Annotated in this window: 11 protein-coding genes and 2 pseudogenes; 7 read left to right on the top strand and 6 right to left on the bottom strand. The window is 37.0% G+C overall.

The genetic code is table 11. From position 1 onward, the window contains the following. Window positions 1-287: 287 nt before the first annotated feature. Entirely contained in the window at window positions 288-923 is a 636-nt protein-coding gene (locus ADA55_RS19270; protein ID WP_048686842.1) for an FMN-dependent NADH-azoreductase, read from the bottom strand. Window positions 924-1167: 244 nt separating this feature from the next. On the opposite strand from ADA55_RS19270, the gene ADA55_RS19265 reads away from it, so the two are divergent. The 3 genes from ADA55_RS19265 to ADA55_RS29515 all read left to right on the top strand — a co-directional run bounded on the left by ADA55_RS19265 (window position 1168) and on the right by ADA55_RS29515 (window position 3619). Continuing rightward, window positions 1168-1986, top strand: a complete 819-nt coding sequence (locus ADA55_RS19265; RefSeq protein WP_176702907.1) for a histidinol-phosphatase — start codon at window positions 1168-1170, stop codon at window positions 1984-1986. A gap of 340 nt (window positions 1987-2326) precedes the next feature. Next, window positions 2327-2488: a hypothetical protein gene (locus ADA55_RS29520; RefSeq protein WP_153246147.1), complete on the top strand. Its 162-nt coding sequence runs from the start codon at window positions 2327-2329 to the stop codon at window positions 2486-2488. Window positions 2489-3451: 963 nt separating this feature from the next. After that, on the top strand, window positions 3452-3619 hold the full coding sequence (locus ADA55_RS29515) for a hypothetical protein (protein WP_153246146.1): 168 nt from the start codon (window positions 3452-3454) through the stop codon (window positions 3617-3619). 417 nt (window positions 3620-4036) lie between these two features. On the opposite strand, the gene ADA55_RS29510 is transcribed toward ADA55_RS29515, so the two are convergent. Next, the gene (locus ADA55_RS29510) at window positions 4037-4450 is read right to left on the bottom strand and encodes an MBL fold metallo-hydrolase (protein WP_235443573.1); all 414 of its coding nucleotides are present in this window, start codon (window positions 4448-4450) and stop codon (window positions 4037-4039) included. Window positions 4451-4476: 26 nt separating this feature from the next. After that, window positions 4477-4824, bottom strand: a pseudogene (locus ADA55_RS29505) (MBL fold metallo-hydrolase); the annotation flags it as partial. 451 nt (window positions 4825-5275) lie between these two features. Here ADA55_RS29505 and ADA55_RS29500 point away from each other — a divergent pair. Beyond that, window positions 5276-5440, top strand: a complete 165-nt coding sequence (locus tag ADA55_RS29500; protein WP_153246145.1) for a hypothetical protein — start codon at window positions 5276-5278, stop codon at window positions 5438-5440. Between the two features lie 220 nt (window positions 5441-5660). On the opposite strand, the pseudogene ADA55_RS30700 reads toward ADA55_RS29500, so the two are convergent. Then, window positions 5661-5956, bottom strand: a pseudogene (locus ADA55_RS30700) (transposase); the annotation flags it as partial. 192 nt (window positions 5957-6148) lie between these two features. Next, window positions 6149-6775 carry a hypothetical protein gene (locus tag ADA55_RS19250; RefSeq protein ID WP_034311227.1) on the bottom strand — a complete coding sequence of 209 codons (627 nt, stop codon included), beginning with the start codon at window positions 6773-6775 and terminating at the stop codon, window positions 6149-6151. Between the two features lie 429 nt (window positions 6776-7204). Between ADA55_RS19250 and ADA55_RS19245 the strand changes: the two genes are divergently transcribed. Continuing rightward, window positions 7205-7825 carry an NAD(P)-dependent oxidoreductase gene (locus tag ADA55_RS19245; protein ID WP_048686837.1) on the top strand — a complete coding sequence of 207 codons (621 nt, stop codon included), beginning with the start codon at window positions 7205-7207 and terminating at the stop codon, window positions 7823-7825. 166 nt (window positions 7826-7991) lie between these two features. Here ADA55_RS19245 and ADA55_RS19240 read toward each other — a convergent pair whose 3' ends face one another. After that, window positions 7992-8732 (bottom strand): hypothetical protein, encoded by a 741-nt coding sequence (locus ADA55_RS19240; RefSeq protein ID WP_048686844.1) that lies wholly within the window; start codon window positions 8730-8732, stop codon window positions 7992-7994. A 407-nt stretch (window positions 8733-9139) separates the two neighbouring features. Between ADA55_RS19240 and ADA55_RS19235 the strand changes: the two genes are divergently transcribed. Both ADA55_RS19235 and ADA55_RS19230 read left to right on the top strand, forming a co-directional pair. Next, entirely contained in the window at window positions 9140-9721 is a 582-nt protein-coding gene (locus ADA55_RS19235) for a TetR/AcrR family transcriptional regulator (RefSeq protein WP_048686835.1), read from the top strand. A gap of 25 nt (window positions 9722-9746) precedes the next feature. Then, on the top strand, window positions 9747-10949 hold the full coding sequence (locus tag ADA55_RS19230) for an MFS transporter (RefSeq protein WP_048686833.1): 1203 nt from the start codon (window positions 9747-9749) through the stop codon (window positions 10947-10949). Window positions 10950-11094 lie beyond the last annotated feature (145 nt).

Raw genomic sequence — 11094 nt, 5'->3', positions numbered from 1 at the left:
CGCCCAAGTATTGATCCAGTTATTTTAGTTAAACTGACTTTCATTCAATAATGGAAACCATAGTTGAAACAAATATGGCTTACTTTCGCTGCCATTAATTTAAAGAAGAAGGCCAATTGGACATGGCGAGGACCAAAAAAATGGCCTAACATAGTGGGTTCGTAGAGCCCCAATCTCTTTAACTTTAGGAGAAATTCAGAGGGAATTTCAAAAGGGGTTCAGAATTTTTTAATTCCGAACCCCTTTTGTCGACAAACTGAGCCAACAAAAATTGTTGGCTCCTTGATTTAAAAAGTAGAAGCTAGATCTTTTGAACGTGCTATAGCATTTTCTTTAATTTCTTGTGCTTTATCAGGCATTGCTGCATGTCCTTCAACGAATAAACCTTCAAAGGAAGGCACTCCGAAGAATTGCATAATGATATTTAGATATCGGTGACCCATTTCCAGTTCAGCTGCCGGTCCTTCTGAATAAATACCACCACGAGCTTGAATATGCAAGGCTTTCTTATCAGTTAAAAGACCAACTGGGCCTTGTTCGGTGTATTTAAATGATTTACCTGCAACAGCAACGGAATCAATATATGCCTTCATTACTGGCGGAAACGAGAAATTCCATAAAGGCGTTACAAATATATATTTATCGGCCGCTATAAATTGCTCACATAACTCTGAAAGTCGACTAACTTTTGCTTTCTCTTCCGACGAGAGTTCTTCAAAACCCTTTCCAGATTGAAGTTTCCCCCAACCACTGAAAACATCCACATCAATTTCAGGAATATTTTCTTTATAAAGGTCAATATTCACAATTTCATGGCTAGGATTTACTTCTTTATAAGTGTCAAGAAATGCTTTTCCAACGGCCATACTGTAAGATTGCTTGTCATCATGAGGATGGGCCGTGATATACAATACCTTTGTCATTCTATATATCCTTCCTTTCCTTTTACATATTTGAACATTTTATTTTGCCTAGGAAATTCAACACTTATACCAATTACTCGAACTAAAATATCTTTAATTGATGGGTATAAAATTAAATCCGTAAGATAGAAATTCGTTTTCGAGGGTAGTAAGGTATAAATCTTCTTTCAATTTGTGAGAAAGGATGTGAATTTTGGATATGATAAAATAAGATAATCTGGTTCACTTTAGGAGGACTAAGAAAATGACGAATTCAATAAAATTTGATCTCCACACTCACCATGAACGCTGTGGACATGCTATCGGCACAATTGAGGATTATGTAAAGCAAGCCATCGAATACGACTTGCATTATATTGGGATTTCTGATCATTCTCCATATTTTTATAGTGAGGACGACCATCTTTACCCAACTATTGCAATGGCAAAAAGTGAACTTGTTCCTTATATTGAGGAAGTACTTCGCTTAAAAGAGAAATATGCCGACAAAATTCACGTGTTATTAGGAATGGAAAGTGATTTCTTCCCTGATCACATTGAAGTCTACCGCGATCAATATCTTTTACACCCTTTTGACTACATAATTGGATCTGTTCATTATGTTCAGGATATTAGCATTTTTAAAAGAGGGCGTTGGAATGGCTTAACCTCTAAAGAACAGTCAAAAGTAAAGGATGAATATTATGAATTAATACAGAAATCGGCTAAAAGCAGAGTGTTCCAAATCTTAGGCCATATTGATGCAATGAAAGGTTTTTATCCAGCCTTTTCTTCCATTGAGACAGACATTATTGAAAAAACGCTAAAAATCATTAGTTCAGAAGATATCGCCATTGAGATTAATACCTCTGGTAAAACGAAAGATTGTGGTGGGTGGTATCCAGCAGATGACATTTTAGAACGAGCTCTTTTCTATGATGTAAAGGTAACCTTTGGATCGGATTCGCATACACCGGAACGTATTGGCGATGAATTTGAACTAGTTAAAAAAAGACTAAAGGAGATCGGCTTTTCCGAGTGGGCTTACTTTGTTAAAAAGGAAAGGATTCTCACTCCACTTTGACCTTTCAATCAGAACAGGTCCGATCATTAGAGCTTCCTGTAACCACATGTGGAATGAACTTTTTCAATCCTTTTGCTACTAAGTAGGCCGAAGTCCAAAAATTAAAACTGAATCCTGTTAAACCCCTCAACTGATCAATGAATCGGTACCATTTTTTTTTATGGGCATAAAATAATCATTATGCATCCTGTCATAAAAATCATCACGATTGCTTACACATTTTTCTCCGTTCATTTCAATGAATTCCAGTCATCGCCATATTTTCTTGCATAAAATAAAAGTATTTAGGGAATTAATAACTAACCATTCGTTTATATTATAAAAAGGAGTTGATTTTGGGATGATTGATAACCCATTTCATAAAGAGAATGACGAAACTCTTGTAGAGTCAGTTGAAGGTGGTATCAACTCTTCAATAGGGCGATCCGAAGCCCAACCAAAAAACCAGTCAAAAGATCCTGAATTCGATCTTTTTGGCACAGTATTAAATGGGTATCTTTAATTTATACTTCCTTTTGAATAACCTTATTTCAAGACCTAAAACATTATAAATTCCTAAAAAGAAGAGCACGTATTAGTCACGCATAATATGTGCTTTCCTTTTATTAAATTCAAGCGCCCTTTTCTGAGTTAAAGCTGGTGTAAATGTAAAAATCTTATTTGTCATGAAACCTCTAAATTAATTCAACACTTCGTTTATATTCACTTTCACTTTTAATTTCCTCTGATCTTGAAATCCTTACCTCATATCTTCAATCATGAAACCAGCTTTTTTAAAGGTTGGTACTATTCTTCAATCGTTCGGTGATATTTACCTTCATATCGATTCAAGGTTCTACCCTTACGCCACTATTAATCTAATCGGCAACTATCCAATCTTAAATGAAACAAGGATATCGCGACTTTACCTCAATCCAAAGGTGATGTAAGGATACATTAAGTAATAGTTGATATAGTCAAAAATGGATATTTCTCATTTATCAACTGGATATCTGAATATGTTCGAAAGCTTCGTATGCTAAGCCAATCCGATGAAATCATGAAACGCCCCGAAAGAAAGCATGGTTAATCAGATGAATTGTTGGATAGACTTAGTATTCTCAAAGACTTCGGGAGATTTTTTCAATGTGACAGGTTACTAAAATGATGAAGGTGAAAACGATGAGCGTCTAAACCATGCTTCCGATAAGTTTGTATAACCAATTGGGTATTATGGTGATTTTTAACGGAGTTCATTTGAAGTAGGGAAAAACCGTATGTTTGTACCGCTCAGCTTTCATCTTGTATTTTATGGAATATCCCTTTATTGACTTCAAAAAATCAAATTTTTTCCGTACATGCCTTCTAACTTACATAAGGAGAAATGAATCAACCTATTCATGAATAATATCAAAATTTAAATACAAAATATAAAAAGGTTAAAGGTTTAGCCTTTAGTATAAAAATAATGAAGGAGACTTTTAAAATGACACAAAAACAACAATATCAGCAAGCTATAATTGCGGCGCAACAAGCCAAACAGGCTATACAATCTGCCCAGGTTAATGATAATCCACAACTATTCCAACAAGCACAGCAACAGCTTGAAGAAGCTCAACAACAACTTCAAGAAGTTCAACAGTCTTGGTTCTAAATTTCATACGTAATGAAACGTTCTGGATCAAAATGAATAAAATCAAGGTGAAGAGAGAGTGAAAAAATAAGCATTATCATAGACTTCCTGGAGCCATTCACGATATACATGTCGGGGATTTTTTTCGTTCTGTTTTCCTTAATATTTGACTTAAAAAAATCTTGATTTCTGTCCGCCGTTTTTTCCTCTATATGTATAAGAACTATATAAAATTCCTCGTCTTTTTCACTGATTTCTTCCGACGGACGGCCTAGCTCTGTTTTTCCTTCTTTACCTAACTAAAAAAGGAATCCTTCTTTTTGGATTCCCTTTAGAAAAAATATGCATTTATTTGGCTTTGGTAAGGCGGCTCATGTTTCAAACTCTCTAAGATTAATTAATAGGCATAACTCATTTGCTCGCTGAAGCTGGTCTGTTTTAGCTTCCCGAGTTCGCCTCGTTAACCGGCTGTTGTACTTGTACCTCTCCCCCTATTTCAATGGATAGTAAATCCTCCCCTACTAACACAGTTCCTTCATATGTTTTTTTTGTTCTTTCGAGCAAATCAGCTTTTTCTTCTGTTAATCCTCCCAATAATACTATATGTGAGTACACAGCAAGTTTTGGTTGTATTTGGCTAAAGACTTTACCTGCTTCCTCCGGTGTAGTGTGAAGATCAAGTATATTGGCGATTGATTCTGATTGAATATCAGGTTTTGCCGCTGCAACCTCATGAATCACCACATCAGCACCTTTGGCAAATTTTATAAGATTTTCATTATAGCGGGTGTCGCCTGAGATAACTACTGAATGTCCTTTGTAATTAACCCGATAACCGAAAGCCGGTTCTATTGATTTATGGTCAACCTTGAAGGCTATTACTTCAATTCCCTTTTGTTATAGACAATACCCTCCTCTCCTTCAACGTTCCCATTTCCAGAGTCATCCCTTGCATCCAAATCGGCTTTATATGCTTTATTCATATGTACCATCATTTTCTCGGTTCCCTTAGGTCCCCAAATCTTAAATGCTTGCTCTCTTTTCCCTCCTGTTGGTAAGGAACCTGTAAGCCATACGTCCGGTATGCCGATTGTATGATCCGAATGCAAATGCGTAAGGAATAACTTATCAACACTTCCTGGTAACATATTCGCTTTATATAATTGTAAAGCGGTTCCGCGTCCAGCATCAAAGAGGAATTTTTCATTACCAACTTCTACAAGAGTAGCTGGACCGGAGCGGGATGTACTTAAAAGTGGAGAACCTGTACCTAATAGGGTTACTTTAAAATCGGTTTACTGGACCGCTGTTTGGCCAAATGAAGGAAGAAATAATGATAATGATAGAATTATGGTCACTACCAATAAAAAACCAAACGAAGTATTCCTTAATCTTTTCTTCATAACAAAAACCTCCTGTCAGATTATTTGACTGTACACAAGGAAAACCCAGTTGTTTCTAATATAAAACCTTGTTTCAAAAAACAAATGCGCAAAATAAATATTATAATATTTATAATATTCAGTCAATGATAACCGAAATAATATCGTGTATGTTGTTTCAACCTTCCATTAAGACAACCGGACTCAATTTGGGAAAGAAACGGAAATAATCTTAGTGAATATTGGATGAATCGTTCATACTAAATAAAAAATAACTGTTCAAGAAGGAGTTTATATGCCAAAAGAAAAAAATAATCCAGCTCAGCCAAAAAGTCAGGTTAGTCGATTAAACGACGTGATGGAAGTGGATACAGATGTCAATGAAGATCCTAATCGGGAAAAATTATTGGACGAATCCGTTGATGCTTTTCTAAAATCGAAAGAAGGACAGGGATATTAGGGGCAAAATTGTGGCGGCTATTGACTTGTTTTAAGACGTTTTTATATTTTTTCACGTTAAATGGGCCCCTCATGAAGCTATTGAGCGGCCCGTTTTGTTTCCTTATCAACGGGGATACCGCCACATCGCCATCAAGGTAAGCGCGCAAGAGATAATATACAAGGATGTTCTCTTTAATTTGCAATGGTAACGCTAAAAATACCGCATGACATAAAAACCATCCATGTTGAAATTGATTCATAAGCTCTTCCGTTCTAACTGAATAAAGAGAGTACCTTTCTTCACAGTCCCATTTTAAAAAAACTCTGGTTCATCATTCTTACGATATATACGAGAATTCAACTTCAAACGTGAGATTTAGTAAGCACCTTCATCATTCATTTTCTGTAAGCTGTAAGTCGAAATACCCTAAATCCCTTATGTATAAGCCTTTCGGTTGAATGGTTAGACCCGTGGAACCGAAGGTGGTTTTATCATTTTCCCTCGCTTTTCCTACTAAACGTGGAGGAACTCGCCACCCCCTCAGGGCTCATGAGGACACCTGTAGATGCTTCGAGGCGGCTACACAATTGTGTGTTTTTATGAAGTAAATCTTTTTGTTCGTGATAACAAAAAAGGAAATATTTGTTTTTGTGTGAATAAGTCGAAAATATATAAAGGTGAACTAAACATTGTATATTTTCGACTTATTGCTAAAGTACCAGGGTTTCATTCACATCTGTACTTGAACTGAGGCTCTGTCTGTATATAAAAAGCATTTCTTACTTGTGCACTCCAATTTGCAAAGGCTGATCTCCATTCAGGAGTGTTAAAGAATTGATCTACAGTTTGAGTTTCAGAATGCCAAACTATAAATAGGTTGAGTGGGGCAATTCCTCCTGCCCAAATTCCATTATTTGCGTCAGTATCTTCTTCCCTTACTAATAATAAGGGTAGACCAAATTGAAAAGCCATTGAAGGTTCTACTTGTGAATAAACTGATCCTGTCCAGAATGGAGTGGAAGGTGGAAGGGGTCCTGCATTGACATCAACTGTTTGAATTTTAAAACGACGAAGGTTTACTGCCAACATTCCATAGCTTGATGAAACTAACCGACGAATATCAGTTAAAATGGATTCAGGATAACTTTCGCTTAATGGTAATGTACGCGGAAAAAGTAAAGCATTCTCAATCTCTAAAATTAGACGGTTTAGAAACCGTTGTTGGTTGTCATTTAAATGAGTCGTCGTACTTAAAAATATAGGAATACGATAAGCACGATCAATACACTCTTGGTGCGCCGATTCTATTTTCGCTTTATCTTTACGTAAAGAGCTATGCTCATTATTACTCACTTTCTCTTCATCCTTGCGTGAAGAGCTATTCTTACTTTTACTCACTTTCTCACCTCCTTTTTTTATTAGTATATGGAAAAGGAATAAGTGAGCTTGGACATAACAGGATTTCATATTAGAAAGGCTTTATAAAACAAAAATTAGTAATTTTATCTAAATATGAATAATTTTATAAAAAATTTATTTAATTTATCTGAAGCAGTAAATAGGTAATCTTTCATTAAGCTATCCACAATAAGCTTTTGGATGAATTCAATGTTGAGGAAAAAATATACCCACAAAAAGATTGTGGGAAAATGCTCTTGGGCATGGGGTACCGCCAGCAAACACTGGATTATAATGATTTAATGCACAAAACTCCCCATTAGTTGAAAATGACGATACAATGTTAGTGGAATAATTATATTAGAAAAAAAGGAGGTCGTTTCCATGAATATTTTAATTTTGGGTGCAACTGGACGAGTTGGGGGTCAATTAGTTATTCATGGTCTGCAAGACAATCATCATGTTACCGTTTTAGTTCGCACTCCAGAGAAGATCGCTATAAACAATGACAATTTAACCATCATTCAAGGTAATGTTTTAAATAAAGATGATATCGTACGTGCCATGCATGGAATTGATGTAGTTATTAGTGCACTTAATACTGATGGGACAACGACTTTATCAGCAAGTATGCCACTAATTATCGAAGCTATGAAAAACGAAGGTATACAACGAATTATAACCATTGGAACGGCAGGTATCCTCCAAAGTAGAACAACCCCAAATTCTCTGCGTTATCAGACAAGTGAATCAAAGCAGAAGTCTACCCGTGCAGCGAAAGAACATCATGAAGTTTTCGATTTGCTTAAACAATCAACACTTCAATGGACAATTGTCTGTCCTACGTATTTGCCGGATGGAAAGAGAGTTGGTATATATCGTATAGAAGGCGACTTTTTGCCGGAGGATAGTATTGAAATATCCGTTCCGGATACAGCAGAATTTGCATTTAGCCAAATAAAAAGTAACGATTTTTTAAAAGCACGTGTAGGTATCGCCTACTAAAAATTCCAATATGCAAGAATCCCCTTCGATTAAATCGTATAGAAAGCCGGTCAATTTTCTTCGTCAATGAACACAGTCAGGTGAACCATTGCCAGGAATATTTCCCGGTTTCTTTTGGGCGAAGATTTTGCCTGTACCTTGTTCATGGACCATCTATTCCATTGTGCTATATTTCCTCTCCGAAAATAGCCACATTCTGCCGGTCAGGAGCAAATGCTTTCCCGTTCCATTTCAATACGTTCTGTACAAATCCCAGTGAGTCGGCATTGTACCTCCCTGCAATCCTTTGATACGCTTCGAGCTCATATATGCCATCCCTATTGAAATCAACCGGATATAAACCAGATAAAGGATTGACCCATCCTTCAATCGGCGCCTTCAATATACCATCCTTGTTATAAATTTCAGATAAATATTCCTGATCCTTATAAGTCAGGTCAAGAATGTACCTTTCTTTTAGGTAATGACTGTTCACCTTTACTTTGTATTGGTTTTCATAATGAACATCGTATTGAAAGGATTCATTGAATGAATCTGAATTAAAAATGGTCATGAGTTGACCGTTAAGGTAGGAAAAAACATACGCATAAATGGAACCCCCGCTTCCTCCTGTATCAATGACCACTAATATGTCATCCCCCTCATTACCTGTAAAATCACCAAGAAAAAGGGTCGGATTATATCCTGCGTCATTTTTCATGGGAACTTGTTCATATTGATTAGTCCTCCCATTTTGGATAACCAAAGTTATATTCCTCCAAAAGGGGCTATCAGGGGTTTTATTTGCGGTAAGAAAAACATTGTCCTTTGTCCCGTCCCCATCAATATCTCCCTGTCTTGAGGTCACTATGACTGTTCTGCTGGAGTTCATTTGTCTTGAAAGAACGGTTTGGAGGTTCAATTGCATGTCTACCAGTTCTGTTTTGGAAGGATAAGGATTCTGAAACGACAAGGCGTTTTCTATCGTTTGCAGTGCTTCATTTGTTAATCCGGCCCTACTTTGGGTCTCAGCCAAAGAGTACCAATAATAAGGATGATTCGTTTCTTGTATTTTTGTGTAATAGTAATGAATCGCATTTCTGATGTCATACATATCCAACTTCATCCCACCTGCCTCTTTATTATCCATATAGAATTATATGCAGGAATTTTGTGAATAGCCTAGAGTGCATATCTATGTCCTTTTTAAACATAGCGCCATAATTATCAATGATCTCGGGCATAATACTTTTTTATTAACATATTCGCTTGCATATATTTATGTAATTTGCTATTATAACTGACGAACGTTCGTTAAATTATGAGGTGATATTATTGAAAAGTAATGAAATTAAGGACGCCGCTCTAAAATATTTCACGATTCATGGTTATGAAGGAGCTTCGCTTTCTCAAATAGCTGAAGAAGTCGGCATGAAAAAGCAATCCATTTACGCTCATTTTAAAGGAAAGGATGATCTTTTCCTGCAAGTTTTACGTGATGCGAAAGAGACGGAGCTATCGTCGAAACTCCAATATTTCAGTAAAGTTGATTCAAAAAATCCTGAAAAAGACTTATACGGATTCCTTCAATTGGTCATCGACCTTTTCCAAAAAAATGAGCATATAAAGTTTTGGCTGCGTATGTCCTTTTTTCCGCCAGCGCATCTTGAAAAAGAAATCGGGCAGGAAGTGATAGATATCGAGGAAAAGGTGCAGGCGATCCTGGAATGTAAATTCCATGATTGGATCGATGCCAAATTAATCGTCGAAGATGAAGCCATAACGCCGACCTATGCATTCTTGGGAGTCGTGGATTCCATTTTGCTTGAGCTTGTATACGGCAATGATGAGAAAAGGCTGAAGGATAAATTAACTGCCTCCTGGAAAGTGTTTTGGAGGGGTATTTCACAAAAATGATTCACAATGAAAGTGGTGTTAAAACATGAATAAACCAATTAAAGATCAAAAGGCGGTATTAATTATCCTTCTAAGCAATATATTCATTGCTTTTCTGGGAATAGGACTCATCATCCCCGTTATGCCGTCATTTATGAATATCATGCATTTATCCGGAAGCACAATGGGCTATCTGGTTGCCGTATTTGCGGTTTCACAGCTTGTTATGTCTCCATTCGCAGGTCGTTGGGTTGACCGTTACGGCAGAAAGAAAATCATCATCATCGGCTTATTCCTTTTTGGTGTTTCGGAACTAATCTTCGGTGTAGGGACAAACGTGTCGGTGTTTTATTTATCAAGGATCCTTGGCGGAATCAGTGCCGCCTTTATCATGCCAGGTGTTACTGCATATGTTGCGGACATTACATCCGTTCAAGAAAGGCCTAAAGCAATGGGCTATATTTCAGCCGCCATTAGCTTGGGCTTTATAATAGGACCAGGAATCGGTGGCTTTGTTGCAGAATATGGTATACGCTTGCCCTTCTTCCTTGCGGCGGGCATTGCTTTTATAGCTTGCCTTTCATCAATGTTCATTTTAAAAGAACCGATGACAAAGGAACAGCTTGCAAAAGTTTCTGCTAATACAAAGCAAACGAACTTTATCGGCGATTTAAAAAAATCTCTGAATCCGCTTTACTTTATTGCGTTCATCATTGTATTTGTACTCGCTTTTGGTTTGTCAGCCTATGAAACGGTTTTTAGCCTATTTTCTGATCATAAATTCGGCTTCTCGCCGAAGGATATTGCCATCATCATTACAATAAGCTCTATTTTCGGAGTTGTTGTGCAAGTATTCATGTTTGGAAAGCTGGTAGATATACTCGGCGAAAAGAAGCTTATCCAATTATGTTTAATCGTCGGGGCCATTTTTGCGGTAGCATCCACTATGATTTCCAGCTTTTTGGCAGTACTAGTGGTAACTTGCTTCATATTCCTTGCATTTGACCTGCTTCGTCCGGCATTGACGACATTTTTATCAAAAGCTGCCGGGAAAGAACAAGGATTCGTTGCTGGAATGAACTCCACCTATACGAGCTTAGGGAATATCGCCGGGCCATCCATGGGAGGATTGCTTTTTGACGTAAACATCCACTACCCTTATCTTTTCGCTGCTGTCATTATCGTCATTGGCCTTGGCATTACTGTCATTTGGAAAGAAAACCGATTGACAGAAAGCTTAGCGAAATAATGAAAGTCCCGGATTGTTAATCGTATCTTTCCTTTCTATCTGGCAAATTCTCAAACTTGAAAAATGATATTCTACTAAAAAACCCCCCTTGTCCATTTAAACTGTACCCTATAGAGTAGACACCTAAAAAAGTCTCCTATAGGGT

Origin of the sequence: Bacillus sp. 220_BSPC (assembly GCF_001054655.1) — a bacterium.
Classification (GTDB): Bacteria; Bacillota; Bacilli; order Bacillales; family DSM-1321; genus Peribacillus; species Peribacillus frigoritolerans.
Note: the sequence above shows the minus strand (reverse complement) of the source record. Positions and strands in the feature narration are given on the sequence as shown.

What these genes read in the sequence shown, in the direction of transcription:
- ADA55_RS19270 (WP_048686842.1), bottom strand. Translation starts at nt 923, where the DNA reads ATGACAAAGGTATTGTATATCACGGCCCATCCTCATGATGACAAGCAA.
- ADA55_RS19245 (WP_048686837.1), top strand. Translation starts at nt 7,205, where the DNA reads ATGAATATTTTAATTTTGGGTGCAACTGGACGAGTTGGGGGTCAATTA.
- ADA55_RS19240 (WP_048686844.1), bottom strand. Translation starts at nt 8,732, where the DNA reads ATGCAATTGAACCTCCAAACCGTTCTTTCAAGACAAATGAACTCCAGC.
- ADA55_RS19265 (WP_176702907.1), top strand. Translation starts at nt 1,168, where the DNA reads ATGACGAATTCAATAAAATTTGATCTCCACACTCACCATGAACGCTGT.
- ADA55_RS29515 (WP_153246146.1), top strand. Translation starts at nt 3,452, where the DNA reads ATGACACAAAAACAACAATATCAGCAAGCTATAATTGCGGCGCAACAA.
- ADA55_RS19230 (WP_048686833.1), top strand. Translation starts at nt 9,747, where the DNA reads ATGAATAAACCAATTAAAGATCAAAAGGCGGTATTAATTATCCTTCTA.
- ADA55_RS29500 (WP_153246145.1), top strand. Translation starts at nt 5,276, where the DNA reads ATGCCAAAAGAAAAAAATAATCCAGCTCAGCCAAAAAGTCAGGTTAGT.
- ADA55_RS29520 (WP_153246147.1), top strand. Translation starts at nt 2,327, where the DNA reads ATGATTGATAACCCATTTCATAAAGAGAATGACGAAACTCTTGTAGAG.